We start from the raw sequence: 15,186 nt of genomic DNA, 5'->3' as shown, positions 1-15,186 counted from the left end.
CCTGTTCGCGGCGGGGGACCGGGGCGCTCCACCGACCTCGCCGGCCGGCCCGGTCACTCACGCCGCGAGCAGGCGCCGCTCCCAGCCGGACAGCCGCTCGTCCCGCTGGAACCTTCTCGCCGCGGAGTACGGGGTCCCGTTGACGGAGACCGCCAGCACCTGCACGGAGAAGATCAGCAGACAGCGCTGGTGGGTGATGCTCGCCCGGCCGGAGAAGACATCCGTGAGCAACGGACCCAGGTCGGCGGCGGCCACTCCGTCAAAGGTCCAGTCGTCGAGGAGCAGCCGTACGCCGCCCCCGGCCGACGGGGCCCCCATCAGCCCGATGTACACATCGGAGGCGGCGAGCTCACCGCTCCAGTCGGCGAACCAGCTCCCGGCGTCCACCTCCCGGCGGTCGAAGCCGGCCTCGCACACACCGAGCGACCGGAGGGCCTCCTCGGCCCTCGTCACGACGGGAACGCCGGGCACCACAGCGGCCACAGGAATCTCCCCACTCGCCAGCTCCAAGTGGCGCTTTCGTCCGAACCTCACCCCGACGACAGTACGCGCGACCTCACGGATATCCCCCCCGGGGGCGGGCCCGGACGCCCGGTTCGGCGCCCCAACCGCCCCTCCACACCCAGGCGTGGCGGTCACCCCCTCCCGCCCCCTTCCCGTATCTGACGGTTCGTCATACCCTCGGCGCTCTCACCCCGCACACGACCTCCGCCGAGGAGAAACCGTGGGAGAAGCACCGCACCCGAACCCCAGCACGCCGCCCAAACTCCGCGCCACCGGGCTGACCCGGGTCTTCGGCCGGGGGGCCGGGGCCGTGAGCGCCCTCGGCCCCCTGGAGCTGTCCATGGCGCCCGGCGAGTTCACCTGTGTCGTCGGCCCCTCCGGCTGTGGGAAATCGACCCTCCTGCGCATCGCCGCCGGGCTGCTGCGCCCGTCCACGGGCCAACTGGAGATCAGGGCCGCGTCCCCCCGGCCCGCCGCGATGATCTTCCAGGACTACGGCATCCACGACTGGAAGACGGTCCTCGCCAACATCCGCTTCGGCCTGGACATCCAGCGGGTCCCCCGCCGTGAGGCCGACGCGCGGGCCCGCGACTGGCTGGCCAGGATGGGACTCACCGATTTCGCGAACGCCTACCCGGCCGCCCTCTCCGGAGGGATGCGCCAGCGGGTCGCCATCGCCCGCGCGCTCGCCGTGGAGCCGGAGATCCTGCTCATGGACGAGCCCTTCGCGGCGCTCGACGCCCAGCTCCGGACGATCCTCCAGGACGAACTACTGGCACTGACCCAGACCACCCGTACCACCACGCTCTTCATCACCCACAGTCTCGAAGAGGCCATCGTGCTCGGTGATCGCGTCCTGGTGATGTCGGCCCGGCCGGGCCGGATCATCGCCGAACGCCGACCGCCGTTCGCCCGCCCGCGCACCGGCGACATCCGGTCGGCGACCGAGTTCACCACGCTCCAGAGCGAGCTGTGGGAGCTACTGCGGGGCGAGGTACGCGGCGCGGCGGCGGTACCGGCATGAGCGCCGAGCCGAGCCCCGTACGGCGGGAGCACGCGGCGGCCGGAGACCCGATCGCGCCGGTTCACCCCGCCGCCGCCGAGCAACTCCTCGTCCGCCGCCCCGGCCCCCGGGAACTGCGCCCCGTACGCACCCACCGCCGACGCCGCGCCCTGGAACTGTCCCTGGCCGTCGCCGTCCCGCTGGCCCTGGTCCTGGTGTGGCAACTGGCCGCCGCGCGGGGCTGGATCGACCACCGCGTCTACCCCGCGCCGAGCACGATCCTGGTGGACGGCTGGGCGCGGGCGGCCGACGGCGAGCTGTGGCCGGATGTGCGGGCGACGCTCCAGCGCGTCCTGGCGGGCTACGCCATCGGCACCGCGGCCGGGTATCTCCTCGGACTGCTCATGGGTGCCTTCTCGTTGGTCAGGGCGGCGCTCGAACCAATGCTCGACGCGCTGTACGTCGTCCCCAAACTGGCGCTGCTGCCCGTCTTCCTCAATATGTTCGGGCTCGGTGAGGGACCGCAGATCGCCCTGGTCGCGGCCACCGTCTTCTTCTTCGTCTGGATCTCCACCATGGCGGCGGTGATCGCGGTGCCCGCCGGGCACCGGGACGCGGGCCGGGTCTTCGGCGCCTCCTCCTGGCAGATGTTCCGCCATGTGCTGCTGCCCGCTTCGCTGCCGTCCGTCCTGGTCGGGGCGCGGATCGCGGCCGGGGTGGCGGTGCTGGTGATCGTGGCCTCCGAGCAGATCGCCGCCGCCGACGGTCTGGGCCATCTCATCTTCGACTCCCGGGCGCTGTTCCAGAACGACGTCATGTTCGTCGGCATCGTCTGCGTCGCCGTCCTCGGCGTCGTCTTCTCCGAACTGGTCCGGTTCGTGGGCCGGCTGCTCACCCCCTGGGCACCCCGCGACCGCGGACACGGCCAGTCATGACCCGGCTCCCCCGTGGACCCGGGGAACCGAGCGGGGCTCCCCACCCGTACGACGTCAGGTGTTACGGAGGCGGTATGCGCACACGCACCCTGCTGCTCGGTCTGCTGGCGGCGGGCTCCGTGCTCGTCTCGGCGGGCTGCGCCGGGACGGACGAATCACCCACCGGGGGGCCCGCGCCGCGGACCGTGGTCGAGGTGCCCGGCTGCGGCGCGGCAAGCTGGACCGACCCGGCCGTGCTGGCAGCGGACCGGGCACCCGCGCGCTGCGCGAAGGGCACCCCCGCGCCCCGGCCGCTCGCGAAGAAGCGGAAGCTGACCATCGTCAGCGGGACGCTGAGCGCCGAGTACGTCGCCCCCCTGGTGGTCGCGGCCCGCAAGGGCGAGTTCGCGAAGGAGAACCTCGACGTCAGCCTGAAGGTGCTGCCGACCCCCGACGCACTGCCGCTGCTGGCCAAGGGGGAGATCGACGCACAGTGGGCGGCGCCCGAGGCCGCCGTCATGAACGGCGTCGCCGGCGGCTTCGACATCAAATGGGTCACCGGGAACTTCTCCCCCGACCCGGCGTCGAAGAGCGGCCTGTGGGTGCGGCTCAAGGACGGCGAGAGCGCCGACCGGGTCCCGATGGCCGGGCGCTCCATGGGCACGATGATCGGCAAGGGTTCGGTCATCGCGTATCCGATGGCCACCTCCCTCAAGAAGCACGGCGGCGGACTGGACCGGATCCGGTTCCAACAGCTCGGCTCGGCGGATGTGCTCACCGCCATGCGCAACGGCGGGGTGGACGCCGCCTGGCTCCTCGACCCGGTGTGGCGCACCGTGGACGGCGATCCGAAGTACGCCTTCCTGGGCGGCCAGCCGCTCGGTGAACCGCTGGGCGGTCTGCTCTTCGGGCCCGGTCTGCTCCACGACGACCCGGACGCGGGGGTGGCCCTGACCCGCGCCTACATCCGCACCGTGAACACGTACTTCGCCGGGGAGTACAAGTCGGACCGCGCCTTCGTCGCCGAACTCGCGGACCTGCTCAAGACGGACGAGTCGGTGCTGAGGTCGACTCCGTCGCTCCGCGTGGACTGGGAGATCCGCGCGGGGACGACGGATCGGCTCCAGGACGCCTATCGCGACGCGGGTGTCTCCGACGGCGACCCGGTCCCCGAACGGAAGGCGGTGGACCGCTCGCTGTACGAGGAGGCCGTGGGCCATCGCGGTTGAGCCCGTCACGGCCCGAGGGCGTCGGGCCGGCCTGAGCACCGGTCGGGGGCCGTCTCACCGGTCGGTCGGCTCCGTCCAGAGGGCGCAGCGGTGTTCCCTGGCAAGGTCGACCGGGCCGATCCGGGCCGGTGCGAGGCGCAGCGCGGCGGAGGAGGACTCGGTCGCCGGCCGCCAGCGGGGGCCGCCGCGTGCGACGGGTTCGCCGTGCCGGGCGAAGGAGGTCCAGTAGTCGATCATCCGGGCGGACAGCAGCCGCTGTGCCGGGGTGGTCAGCAGGTTCGCCCCGCCTGGCTCGAAGAGAAAGGGCAGATCGGTGGCGTGTCCGGCGGCGTGCGGGACGCTCGGGGCGGTCACTCCGGTGACATTCGGCGGGTCCGGGTCGGCGAACTCGTACCCGTACGCGTCGGTGTGCGCGGCCAGGGCCCGCTGGGTGGCGAGCGTCGGACAGGACCAGGACGCGTCCGTGACCACGGTGGCCCAGGCGACGCCCGGTGAGAGGTACCGCGAGGGCGGGTAGGCAGCGGCAACGGCGCTCGCCCGGCGGCGCCCGTACGCATCGGTGATCAGTCGGGGATACCCGGAGTCGGTGATCGCCTTCCCGGTCACCCGCTCCGCGCCGGCCACATACGCGCGCGCCTCGTCCCGGACGCCGCCGACCAGCACCGGGACCCGGGCGAACCGTCCGTCGCGCAGCGCGCGTTCCGGGTGGACGGGGAGCAGTTCGGTGCCGTAGGCGAGCTGGTCGGCGACCGCGGTGTCGAGCTTCAACAGGTGCGCGGCGGGTTTCTTCCGCAGACAGGTGGCCGCTCCGGCACCCTTGCACCCCAGCCGGGCAGCGGCCGCGGCGCCCTCGGACTCGGCGCGGGCCAGCGGGATGTACGGGGTCTGGGGCGGGGAGCCCGGGTACAGCGCGCCGGTGAACCAGTTCAGCCCGCAGGAGCCGGACATGATCGCGACCCGGTCGGCGAGGGCGCGGGCCCGGGGCGAGGTCAGCAGCGCACAGGCCGACATGCCGCCGGAGGACTGGCCGAAGACGGTGATACCCCGCGCGTCGCCGCCGAAGGCGTGGGCGTTCTTCCGGGTCCAACGCACCGCCTCCAGTTGGTCGGCGAAGCCGAAGTTGCCGGAGCCGCGCAGGCCGGGGAGGCCGAAGTAGCCGAAGACCCCCAGCCGGTAGTTGACGGTGACCACCATGACCCGTCCCCGGGAGGCGAGCCGCTGGGCGCCGTAGTCGGCGCCGGAGCCGGTGACGAAGCCGCCGCCGTGCCACCAGACCATCACCGGCAGCCGCTCCCCGCGCCGTAGATCCCGGGGGGTGGTGATGTTGAGGAAGAGGCAGTCCTCGTCGGTGGACGGCCGGGCGCCCGGCAGGGATGCCCTCTGCGGGCACGGCGCCCCCGGTTCGGTGGCGTCGGTGCTCCGGGTGGTGGCGATCAGCGGTCGGGGCAGGCTCCAGCGCCGGTCGCCGGTGGGCGGCTGGGCGTAGCGCACTCCGAGGAAGGTCCGCACCGGTCCGGAGACCGCACCGCTCAGTCTGCCGCTGTCGGTCGTCACGGTCAGCGGTGCGGCGGACACCTGACCGGCCGCGTCGCCGCCGCAGCCGCTGGTCAGCAGGGCGACCGCCGCGACCAGGGCGATTCCGAAGCGAACAGTCCGACGCACGAGGTCTCCTCACGGGCTGCCGCGCCGCGCGGATCAGCTCCAGGTTCCCGGCCGCCCCCGGTCGACGCCGCGACGGCCCGCTGCCTCGGCTCTACCACGCACCCGACCCCCCGGCGGCCCGTCGCGGCCGCCGCCGCGGCGGACATCCACCCGTCCGGATCACCGCGTGCTCACCGCGTGCTCACCGGCTGGGAACGCGGAACGGGCCGGGGAGTGGTGCTCCCCGGCCCGTTCAGAAGACGGTGTTTCAGCAGTACAGGTTCAGCAGTACAGGTTCGCGCCGGTGGGCACGCCCAGGATCTGGGTGAACTGCTTGTAGCGGTTCACCCGGCTCTCCACCTGTCGCGGGTTGCCGCCGTCGCACTCCAGCAGACCGTTGATGGAGCGGATGGTCTGGGCGAAGCCCGCACCGCTCACCATCGCGTCATGGCCGGTCACCGGGCCGGGACCGTCCTGCGTGTTCCAGTACCAGAGGCCGGTCATCATGGCGATGGCCGGGTTCTCCTCCACCTGCCACGGGTCGTTCAGCAGGTCGATGCCGAGCCAGTCACCCGCGGTCTTGTAGTTGAAGTTCCAGCTCAGCTGGATCGGACCGCGACCGTAGTACGCGGACTGACCGGCCGGGCAGCCGTAAGGCATGGTGCGGTCACAGTAGTGCGGGTAGTTCGCCTCGTTGACTTCCTTGATGTAGTACAGACCGCCGGTCTCATGGCTGATGTTGGCGAGGAAGGCGGCGGCCTCCTGCTTGCGCATCGTGTCGGTACCGGTGTGCGCGAACTTCGGGAACGCCTTCATGGCGTCCGTCAGGCCCTTGTACGTGTAGAACGGGTTCCTGCGCGGGAACATCTGGTCGAACTGCGCCTCGCTCACCACGAAGCTGTTCGGGTTCGGGTTCCCACCCGTGCCACAGGTGTACGGGTTCCAGTACCAGGTGCTGACAACCGGGTTGTAGCCCGGGTTGTTCCGCTCGGCTATGAAGATCGAGCCGTCCGTGTACTTGACGATGTCACCGGTCTGGTAGTTGGCACCGGCGCTCCAACTGGGAGCGATGGCGCATTCATCCACCGGAGAGGTGGCGGAAGCCGTCGCGGTCGGCATAAGAGCCGTCGCCGCCAGTGAACCGGCCGCGACCACGCCGACCATCAGCGCCTTCATACGTTCTCTGAGCACGAGCTTTCCCTTTCGTGCGACAACGGACGTGCCTGGTCGGCCCAGTGGGAGCCGTGAAGACCCTGGGCACGCCGTGACGGGGGGTGTACCGACACTGAATCGTTCTCGGCAGGGTCCCGTCAAGGTATAGACCAATGAGATTTTTGAAACAACCAACCAGTTTCCAGGGGCCGTTGAGAACGCGCAGGTGGCGCGGGCCGCGCCACCCCGCCGTCCCGGCGCGTCCGGCCGGCGTGACGTACGGGAGTCACTCGGGATGGCGTACGGGGATGCCGCGCCCCGCCCTCGCCGCTGACGCCCGCTCACCGACTCCCCCGGCTGCCGTCGACCGTCGGCCGGGCCGGAGCGGAGCAGATCGGACGACTGGGCCGGATCGGGCGATCAGGTCGGATCAGATCGGATCGGTCCATCGGGGTTGGATCGGTCCATCGGGTCGGACCGGGCGACCGGCTGGCGGGTTCAGGTTCGGACGACCTGCGGCGCGGGCGGGTTCAGGTTCGGGCGGGGACCGGGGCCAGGGCGGATTCGAGTGGGTCGAGGCGGATCGGGGCGAGGGTGGGTTCGAGTGGGGTCGATGCGGGATCGGGTCGGTGGCGGCCGTCGGCCCGTCCGGCCTGGTCGGATGCCCCGGCGAACGGTGGCGGCTCGGAGGTTAGGGGGTGTCGGAACCAACGTAGGGGGTGGAGCCGCTGGCGGGTCTGGGGTCTCCCGGCGTCCAATGGGTGGGTGCGCCAGCCCGCCTCCCGTACCGCCGGAAACGGCGAGGGGACCGGGCGGGCGCGCACACGGGGGTGTGGCGGGGTGGGCGACGACCGGCCCGGCCCCGGCCCGCCGTCCGCGCGGGCCGGGTTCGCGAGCCGGACCGGGCCCGGCACCGCATCGGGCGCACCGCCGTGTCCGGGAGGCGGCACGAGCCCCCCGTAACGGTCTGGACGCGAAAGGACGCGACTGCAGCATGGCGACGAACTCCGAGAAGTGGATCAGGCGCTACCACCCGGCGCCGGACGCCACGACACGACTGGTCTGCTTCCCGCACGCCGGCGGCTCCGCGACGTTCTACCACCCCGTGTCCCGGGCCCTCTCCCCCGACCTCGACGTGGTGGCGATCCAGTACCCCGGACGCCAGGAGCGGCGGACCGAACCGCTGGTCGACACCGTCGAGAAGCTTGCCGATCTCGTGGTCGAGGCGCTGGAGCCCTGGACCGACCGGCCGCTGACGCTGTTCGGTCACAGCATGGGCGCCTCGCTCGCGTACGAGGTGGCACTGCGACTGGAGGCGGCCGGGCACCAGCCCCTGGGCCTGTTCGCGTCCGGCCGGCGCGCACCCTCCCGCTGGCGGGACGAGCGGGTGCACCTCTCCGACGACGACGGACTGCTGGCCGAGCTGCGCGGACTCAGCGGCACCGACCCGGCCGTGCTCGGGAACGAGGAGATCCTCCGGATGATCATGCCAGCGGTCCGCAGCGACTACCGCGCGGCGGAGACCTACCGCCCGGAGGCCGGCCCGCGCGTCGACTGCCCGATCGTGGCGCTGGTCGGCGACGACGACTCGAAGGTCACCGAGGACGAGGCCCGCTCCTGGGGCGACCACACCACCGCGGACTTCGACCTCCACGTCTTCGGCGGCGGACACTTCTACCTCAACTCGCACGCCCCGAAGGTCATCCAGCAGATACGGGAGTTCGCGACGGTGCGCTCCGCAGCGGCGGCGAAGTGACACGGCGCCACGGGAGCCTGCTGGCCATCAGCGATCTGCACGTCGTCCACGCGGAGAACCGGAAGATCGTCGAGGATCTGCGGCCGTACACCGACGACGACTGGCTGCTGGTCGCGGGCGACATCGGCGAACGGTCCGAGGACATCGCCTGGACGCTGGAACTGCTCAAGGACCGCTTCTCGAAGGTGGTCTGGGCGCCGGGCAACCACGAGCTGTGGACCATCCGGGAGGACCCGGTCCAACTGCGCGGCGAGGAGCGGTACGCGTACCTGGTCGAGCTCTGCCGCTCGATGGGGGTCGTGACACCGGAGGACCCGTACCCGGTGTGGGAGGGCGAGGAGGGGCCACTCACAGTGGCCCCGCTCTTCGTGCTGTACGACTACTCCTTCCGCACCCCGGACGCGCCTGACCGGGAGACGGCCCTGGCGCAGGCGTACGAACGGGGCATCGTCTGCACGGACGAGTTCTTCCTCCACCCCGATCCGCACCCCAGCCGGCAGGCGTGGTGCCACGAGCGGGTCGCGCTCACCGAACGGCGGCTCTCGGAGTGCGCTCCGGACATCCCGACGGTGCTGGTCAACCACTATCCACTAGTACGGCGCCCCACCGATGTGCTGCGGCACCCGGAGTTCGCCCAGTGGTGCGGCACCGAGCTGACCGCCGACTGGCACCGCAGGTTCCGCGCCCGCGTGGTCGTGTACGGGCATCTGCACATCCCGCGCACCACCTGGCACGACGGGGTGCGGTTCGAGGAGGTGTCGGTGGGCTACCCGCGCGAGTGGAAGCGCCACGGACTCCCCGCGCGGCTGCCCCGACGGATCATTCCGGAGGTGAGGAGGCCGTGATCGAACGGCTGCTGCCGTCGGGTGCCGTCAGCGGTGAGGCGTTCGGGGATCCACCACACCTCGCGCTGTACGCCGAGGAGGCCGCTGCGGTGCGCCGCGCGGTCGTCCAGCGGCGCCGGGAGTACGCGACGGTCCGGCTCTGCGCCCGACGTGCCATGGCGCGCCTGGGGGTCGCGCCCGCCCCCGTACTGTCAGGGGCGAGGGGCGGTCCGCGCTGGCCCACGGGGCTGACCGGGAGCATGACGCACTGCGCCGGCTACCGGGCCGCGGTGCTCGCCCGGGGGGACCAGTACGCGATGGTGGGCATCGACGCCGAACCCCATCTGCCGCTCCCGGACGGGATTTTGGAGGCGATCGCACTCCCCGACGAGCAGCGGTGGGTACGCCGCAGGTGCGCCGCCACACCTCAGGTCCACTGGGACCGGCTGCTGTTCAGTTGCAAGGAGTCGGTCTACAAGGCGTGGTTCCCGCACACCGGCGAGAACTTGGGGTTCGAGCACGCGACGATCGAGGCCGAAGGAGACGGGACGGGCGGTACCTTCTCGGCGCGGCTGCACTTCCCCGACCCGGCCCCGGCGCGGTACGGCGGCGGGCGGCCCCTGCTGCGCGGGCGCTGGCTGGTGGCGCGCGGGCTCGTCGTCAGCACGATCGTGATGCCTGAGTGACCCACCCGCGAACCGGAGGCCGTACGGTGGTCAGGCGTCGACTTGAAGCAGGCCCGCATGGCGCAACTCCTCGATCCAGAGGATCAGGTCGGAGCGCATGTACTCGGGGTTGAGGTTCCAGTGCTCCGCCAGGAGGGCGGCGGCGTCGTCCGGCCGGCCACCCTGCTGGTAGAGGGCGATCCACATGGCCGTACAGATCGCACTGCAGTGGAAGCGGGCGCCTGAGTCGGCGCAGGTGAGTTCGAGCCGTCCGTCTTCCAGGACGGCCACGCCCACTCCGGGCTGAGGCCGTACGCGCACGGAGGGGCCTACCTCTCGTTGAGTTACTCCGAGGGCGCTTCCCGTTGAAGGACGTTACACGCCGTAACGACATTATCCAATCGGCGCGTTGGAGCAAACAGGGTTTCCCGCATTCTTGCCAAGACTTGCCGATTAACATGCACTCCACACACACTTCCGCCACGCCCTGGAAGGGCATTGCGGCGCGTGCTCGTGCACGGTCACCGGAACTCGGGAAAACCAAGCCACCCCGTGTCCGAGAGGAACCCGTCGAAGAAGAGCCAAAGCTCGACGGAAAAGAATCGGTACGGGTTTCGTCGGGCCGACCGGAGAACCGTGGTGGCATGGCTCTCCGGACCGGCAGGCGGGACGCCGAGCCATTTCGGGGGAATGGCTCGGCCTCGACTGAAATCCTCGCGTGGTGCGACGGGTGGCAGGGATTCAGAGTGCCCAAGTCGACGCTAGGGCAGTCGCCCCACACCCCAGAACCCCTACTCAGCCCCTACGCTTCGTGCACGACGGGGTCGGCCGACCCGGAGGTCGCCCCTGCTCCGTCGATCATGACGGCCGCCGTCGCCATCTGCTCGTCGTCCAGCGCCCGCGAGAGAAGACGCAGCGCATCGGCCATGTCCTGTCCGGACGGGGCGCGTTCGTCATCGAGCAGCCACTGAAGACTGAGCCCGGCCAACAGGGCGAGATGAAGAGATCCGACGGCACGAGCAACCCTGCCGCCCTCTCCCGCGTCACGCGGAGCGACGGCTTCCGCCATCGCCGTACGAGCCCGCTCATAGTCATCGGCCAACTGTTGGCGCAATTCTGGCGCATGTTCGGCCTGGGCAAATGCCTCAATACTGGCGACGAGCAGTGGGCGACGCGACATGAAGGATTTCGTCACCCGTGTCCACATGGCCACAAGCTGGTCCTGGTCACCGTCACCCGTGTCGCCATCCCCGGGCATGACCCGCTCAAGTTCCTCGCCCCACTCTTCGAACGCCTCCATCACTGCGGCATTCAGCAGTGCTTCCTTCGACCCGAAGTGATAGCCGATCGAGGCAAGGTTGGTGCCCGACGCGGCGACGATGTCACGTGCTGTGGTGCGCGCATAACCGCGCTCATAGAGGCAGCGTTTGGCGCCTGCCAACAACTGCTCGCGGTGTCCCATGCGGGCAATCCTACGAGACATTGGCACGTTCGTACGCCCCTGAGAGTGAGAATCCAGAACCCAGCTATACAAGCGTCATACACATCCGTATAGTCGCTGTCATGGCTACCAACCCGCCTCTGAGGGCGACCGGGCGGGAGTGGGCCGGCCTCGCCGTGCTGACGCTCCCCGTGCTTCTGATCTCCATGGACATGACTGTCCTTTACTTCGCTCTCCCCTTCCTGAGCGCCGACCTCGATCCCAGCGGCACACAGCTGCTCTGGATCATGGACATCTACTCCTTCCTGCTGGCCGGACTGCTGATCACCATGGGTACGCTCGGTGACCGCATCGGTCGCCGGAAGCTGCTGATGGTGGGCGCCCTGGCGTTCGGCGCGGCCTCGGCCGCGGCGGCACTGTCCGACAGTGCGGAGATGCTGATCCTCACGCGGGCCCTGCTCGGCGTCGGCGGCGCGACCCTGATGCCGTCCACGCTCTCCCTGATCCGCAACATGTTCCGCGACGACGGTGAGCGCCGTACGGCGATCTCCGTCTGGACAGCCGCCCTCGCCGGTGGCGCGGCCCTCGGGCCGCTGCTCGGCGGCGCGCTCCTGGAGCACTTCTGGTGGGGCTCCGTCTTCCTCATCAACGTGCCTGTCATGGTGCTGCTGTTGGTGCTCGGCCCGATCCTGCTCCCCGAGTTCCGTGACCCCAACCCGGGCAAGTTCGACCTCCTGAGCACCGCGCTCAGCCTGGCCGCCGTACTGCCGGTCATCTACGGCATGAAGAAGATCGCCGAGCACGGCCTGGACGGCAAGGCCCTGGGCTTCATGGCCGTCGGCCTGATCGTCGGCTTCCTGTTCATCGTCCGCCAACGCAAGCTCACCCACCCACTGCTCGACGTCAAACTCTTCAGCAACCGAGCCTTCAGCACCTCGGTGGCGACCAACGTCCTGGCGATGTTCGCCATGATCGGCTTCGGTCTCTTCACCTCGCAGTACCTCCAGCTCGTCTACGGTCTCCGTCCCTGGAGCGCAGGACTCTGGACCCTCCCCGCGGCCGGCGCGACGATGATCAGCGCCACCCTCGCCGCGGTGATCGTCCAGAAGGTGCGGCCCGTGTACGTCATCTGCGCCGGCCTCCTGCTGGCCGCGGCCGGATTCTTCGTCATCGCCCAGGTCAAGGCCGACTCCGAGCTGTCCATGGTCATCATCGGCGCCACGATGATGGCGGCCGGTGTGGGTGTGGTCCTCACCCTCGCCGCCGACCTGATCATCGCCGCCGCGCCACCGGAGCGCGCCGGTTCGGCCTCCGGCCTCTCCGAGACCTGCGCCGAGTTCGGCGGTGCGCTCGGTATCGCGGTGCTGGGCAGCATCGGTGCCTCGATCTACCGTCAGAACATGGACGACAACATGCCCACGGGTCTTCCCGAGGCCGTGAGCGACACCGCCCACGAAACCCTCGGCGGTGCCGTGCAGGTCGCCTCCCATCTGCCCGCGGAGGTCGGCGGCCTGCTGCTCGACGCGAGCCGGGAGGCGTTCACGGAGGGCATGCAGATCGCCTCGTACGCCGCGGGAGGCGTCATGCTCATCGCCGCCCTGCTGGCCGGCCTGATGCTGCGCAACGTCCGCCTGAACGACGGTGGCGGGGACCCGCACGCCGCCCCTCAGGAACAGCGCTCGGAGTACGACGAGCAGATGTACACCCGCTGAGGGGAACGCTGACGGCAAGCACCTGCCAGGTGGCCACTCCTGCCGCACCTCCTCTCCTCGTACTGGACGACACGTACCACTGTGGTCCGGCGCGCGGAGAGGAAGCGGAGCCTTGGAGTGACAGTCACCCCGTGGTTGTGGCCGCAGGCACGATCGCCATCATGCAGAGCGAGCAGGGGCGCCCGCCGAAGGAGGCAGGTCTGCGAGTGTTGGTCGAACCGGAAACTGTGACGTCGGTGCGGGAGGACGGGACCATGCAACTGGAGTCCTCGCGCACAGGAAGCACGTACCTCTGCGGGCCGATGGGCACCGCCATGTGGATCGCCCTGCGACAGTACGCGGGGCACGTCGAGCCGGCGGTGGAACTGCTGGCGGTGCGGTGGAACAAGAATCCGTGCCGACTGAGAGCCGATTTCGACACCTTCATCGGAGAGTTGGAAGACGCCGATCTGGTCAGCGTCGTCGAGTAGTCGAGTAGTCGGGCGACAGACGCGGGGCAGGAGAAGCGGAACAGCGCCTGAGAAGGGTGTCACCGCCGAAAGGGGCCGGTCCGGCCTCCCACACCTCAGGGTGGGGAGGCCGGACCGGCCCCTTTCGGTTGTGGTGCGCGGGTTTCGCGGCTCGGCGCGGGCGCGGAGAGCGCGCTGCCCGGATCGGCGCTGCCGGTCTTGGCGCGCTCAGGGGGTGGGAGCGGGCCCGGGGGCGGTCACGGGCCTGGCCGCCCCTCCGGGGCGCTCAGGACGGCATACGAAAGGCCGCAGGGGCCCCGCGTGCAGCGCGGGGCCCCTGCGGCCTTTCGTGGTGAGGTCAGTCCGTGGACAGCTCACCGTCGAGGATGTCGAACAGTTCGTCCGCGGTCGCGGACTCCAGGCCCGGGTCGTCCTCGTCGGCCCGCTGGGCATCCGCGTCGGCCAGCTTCGCCGCCATCGCCCGCAGCCGGTCCACGGCGGGTGCCAGGCCCGCGCCGCCCGCCGATGAGGCCGCGGAGGTGACCGCGGCCTCCAGCCGGGCGATCTCCCGCATCAGCTCCGCGGTCGAGTCCTCCTCCTCGATGACGAGGTGCTCCTTGAAGTACCCGGCCACCGCGTCGGGGGTCGGATAGTCGAAGACGAGCGTCGTCGGCGGCCGGACACCCGTGGCCGCGCCGAGCCGGTTACGGATCTGTACGGCGGCCAGCGAGTCGACGCCCAGCTCCTGGAACCCGCGCTGCGGATCGATCGCGTCCGGACCGGAGTACCCGAGCACCCCGGCCACCTGCGTACGGACCAGATCCAACAGGAAGCGGTCCCGGTCGGCGGGCGAGAGGGAAGCGAGGCGCCGCGTGAGCGCCTCCTGGTCCGTCTCGGGCCCACCAGTGACCGCGGTGCGCCGGGTCGGGCCCGCCGCGAACCCGCGCAGGATCGCCGGAACCTGGTTCCGGGGCTGTGTCCGGAGTACGCCGAGGTCCAACGCGACCGGCAGTACGGCCGGCTCGCCCAGCACGGCGGCGGCGTCGAAGAGCGCGAGCCCCTCGGCCGACGACAGCGCCCGGACGCCGGAGCGGCCGATGCGGTCGAGGTCCGAACCCTCCAGCGCGCCCACCATGCCGGTGCTCTCGCCCCACAGGCCCCAGGCCAGCGACAGACCCGCCAGACCCTGACCACGGCGGTACTGCGCGAGCGCGTCCAGGAACACATTCGCCGCCGCGTAGTTGGACTGTCCGGCACCGTCCAGCGTGCCGGCCGCGGAGGAGAAGAGGACGAACGCATCCAATTCCCGGTCGGCGGTCAGCTCGTGCAGATGCCAGGCCGCGTCGACCTTCGGCCGCATGACGGCGTCCAGGCGATCGGCCGTCATCGACTCGATCACACCATCGTCCAGCACGCCGGCCGCGTGGACGACCGCGGTGAGCGGTGCGTCCCCCGGTACGCCGGCGAGCAGTTCCTTGAGTGCCGCCCGGTCTGAGACGTCGCAGGCTGCGACGTCGGCCCTGGCACCCAGCTCGGCGAGTTCCGCGACGAGTTCGGCGGCTCCCGGCGCGTTGATACCGCGACGGCTGGTGAGGAGCAGACGCTGTGCGCCGTGCTCGGTGACCAGGTGCCGTGCGACGACGGCACCGAGGCCGCCGGTGCCACCGGTGACGAGGACCGTACCGGTCGCCGCCTTGCCGAACTCCTGGCCGGTGGGTTCATCGGTGGTGTGGGCGGGGGTCAGCCGTGCGGCCAGCACCTCACCCTCACGCACCACCAACTGCGGCTCACCAGCCGCCAGCAACCCCAACACACCATCACGAACGGCATCCACGGCGGTGGCACTGTCCAGATCAAGAAGCGCGAACCGGTCCGGATGCTCCGACTGAGCAGCCC

At 70.7% G+C, this 15,186-nt stretch carries 14 protein-coding genes; 8 read left to right on the top strand and 6 right to left on the bottom strand.

Features of this window, described 5'->3' with window-relative positions:
- Positions 1–57 precede the first annotated feature (57 nt).
- Positions 58–534 (bottom strand): hypothetical protein, encoded by a 477-nt coding sequence (locus tag ACH4S7_RS32845; RefSeq protein ID WP_398525032.1) that lies wholly within the window; start codon positions 532–534, stop codon positions 58–60.
- Positions 535–724: 190 nt separating this feature from the next.
- On the opposite strand from ACH4S7_RS32845, the gene ACH4S7_RS32840 reads away from it, so the two are divergent.
- From ACH4S7_RS32840 to ACH4S7_RS32830, 3 genes are all read left to right on the top strand, one after another.
- The gene (locus tag ACH4S7_RS32840; protein WP_398525031.1) at positions 725–1,528 is read left to right on the top strand and encodes an ABC transporter ATP-binding protein; all 804 of its coding nucleotides are present in this window, start codon (positions 725–727) and stop codon (positions 1,526–1,528) included.
- Positions 1,525–2,442: an ABC transporter permease gene (locus ACH4S7_RS32835; protein ID WP_398525030.1), complete on the top strand. Its 918-nt coding sequence runs from the start codon at positions 1,525–1,527 to the stop codon at positions 2,440–2,442. The genes ACH4S7_RS32840 and ACH4S7_RS32835 overlap by 4 nt, the downstream gene beginning before the upstream one ends.
- Before the next feature lie 74 nt (positions 2,443–2,516).
- Positions 2,517–3,650: an ABC transporter substrate-binding protein gene (locus tag ACH4S7_RS32830; protein WP_398525029.1), complete on the top strand. Its 1,134-nt coding sequence runs from the start codon at positions 2,517–2,519 to the stop codon at positions 3,648–3,650.
- Positions 3,651–3,704: 54 nt separating this feature from the next.
- Here ACH4S7_RS32830 and ACH4S7_RS32825 read toward each other — a convergent pair whose 3' ends face one another.
- Together ACH4S7_RS32825 and ACH4S7_RS32820 are read right to left on the bottom strand one after the other, a co-directional pair.
- Positions 3,705–5,312, bottom strand: coding sequence for a carboxylesterase/lipase family protein (locus ACH4S7_RS32825; RefSeq protein WP_398525028.1), 1,608 nt, complete (start codon positions 5,310–5,312; stop codon positions 3,705–3,707).
- Between the two features lie 261 nt (positions 5,313–5,573).
- Positions 5,574–6,482 (bottom strand): glycoside hydrolase family 19 protein, encoded by a 909-nt coding sequence (locus ACH4S7_RS32820; protein ID WP_398525027.1) that lies wholly within the window; start codon positions 6,480–6,482, stop codon positions 5,574–5,576.
- A 955-nt stretch (positions 6,483–7,437) separates the two neighbouring features.
- On the opposite strand from ACH4S7_RS32820, the gene ACH4S7_RS32815 reads away from it, so the two are divergent.
- From ACH4S7_RS32815 to ACH4S7_RS32805, 3 genes are read left to right on the top strand one after another with little or no spacing between them, the layout of a single operon-like run.
- Positions 7,438–8,199 carry a thioesterase II family protein gene (locus ACH4S7_RS32815; RefSeq protein WP_398525026.1) on the top strand — a complete coding sequence of 254 codons (762 nt, stop codon included), beginning with the start codon at positions 7,438–7,440 and terminating at the stop codon, positions 8,197–8,199.
- The gene (locus tag ACH4S7_RS32810; protein WP_398525025.1) at positions 8,196–9,044 is read left to right on the top strand and encodes a metallophosphoesterase family protein; all 849 of its coding nucleotides are present in this window, start codon (positions 8,196–8,198) and stop codon (positions 9,042–9,044) included. The genes ACH4S7_RS32815 and ACH4S7_RS32810 overlap by 4 nt, the downstream gene beginning before the upstream one ends.
- On the top strand, positions 9,041–9,709 hold the full coding sequence (locus tag ACH4S7_RS32805) for a 4'-phosphopantetheinyl transferase (protein ID WP_398525024.1): 669 nt from the start codon (positions 9,041–9,043) through the stop codon (positions 9,707–9,709). The genes ACH4S7_RS32810 and ACH4S7_RS32805 overlap by 4 nt, the downstream gene beginning before the upstream one ends.
- A 30-nt stretch (positions 9,710–9,739) precedes the next feature.
- Here ACH4S7_RS32805 and ACH4S7_RS32800 read toward each other — a convergent pair whose 3' ends face one another.
- Together ACH4S7_RS32800 and ACH4S7_RS32795 are read right to left on the bottom strand one after the other, a co-directional pair.
- Entirely contained in the window at positions 9,740–10,009 is a 270-nt protein-coding gene (locus ACH4S7_RS32800; protein WP_398525023.1) for a PqqD family protein, read from the bottom strand.
- Positions 10,010–10,490: 481 nt separating this feature from the next.
- Complete coding sequence (locus ACH4S7_RS32795; RefSeq protein WP_398525022.1) at positions 10,491–11,150, bottom strand: TetR/AcrR family transcriptional regulator; 660 nt, start codon at positions 11,148–11,150, stop codon at positions 10,491–10,493.
- 101 nt (positions 11,151–11,251) lie between these two features.
- Here ACH4S7_RS32795 and ACH4S7_RS32790 point away from each other — a divergent pair, with 101 nt between their 5' ends.
- A complete protein-coding gene (locus ACH4S7_RS32790; RefSeq protein WP_398525021.1) occupies positions 11,252–12,841 on the top strand; it encodes an MFS transporter in 1,590 nt (529 codons plus the stop codon).
- Between the two features lie 131 nt (positions 12,842–12,972).
- Positions 12,973–13,311 carry a PqqD family protein gene (locus ACH4S7_RS32785; RefSeq protein WP_398525020.1) on the top strand — a complete coding sequence of 113 codons (339 nt, stop codon included), beginning with the start codon at positions 12,973–12,975 and terminating at the stop codon, positions 13,309–13,311.
- 337 nt (positions 13,312–13,648) lie between these two features.
- On the opposite strand, the gene ACH4S7_RS32780 is transcribed toward ACH4S7_RS32785, so the two are convergent.
- On the bottom strand, positions 13,649–15,186 hold a 1,538-nt coding region (locus ACH4S7_RS32780; protein WP_398525019.1), incomplete at its 5' end, for a type I polyketide synthase.

The organism is Streptomyces sp. NPDC020965, assembly GCF_044333555.1.
Taxonomy (GTDB): domain Bacteria; phylum Actinomycetota; class Actinomycetes; order Streptomycetales; family Streptomycetaceae; genus Streptomyces.
The sequence above is the reverse complement of the archived record's forward strand: the minus strand, read 5'-3'. Positions and strand labels throughout refer to the sequence as shown.

Coding starts and splice junctions, on each gene's coding strand:
- ACH4S7_RS32790 (WP_398525021.1), top strand. CDS start 11,252: ATGGCTACCAACCCGCCTCTGAGGGCGACCGGGCGGGAGTGGGCCGGC.
- ACH4S7_RS32795 (WP_398525022.1), bottom strand. CDS start 11,150: ATGGGACACCGCGAGCAGTTGTTGGCAGGCGCCAAACGCTGCCTCTAT.
- ACH4S7_RS32830 (WP_398525029.1), top strand. CDS start 2,517: ATGCGCACACGCACCCTGCTGCTCGGTCTGCTGGCGGCGGGCTCCGTG.
- ACH4S7_RS32835 (WP_398525030.1), top strand. CDS start 1,525: ATGAGCGCCGAGCCGAGCCCCGTACGGCGGGAGCACGCGGCGGCCGGA.
- ACH4S7_RS32815 (WP_398525026.1), top strand. CDS start 7,438: ATGGCGACGAACTCCGAGAAGTGGATCAGGCGCTACCACCCGGCGCCG.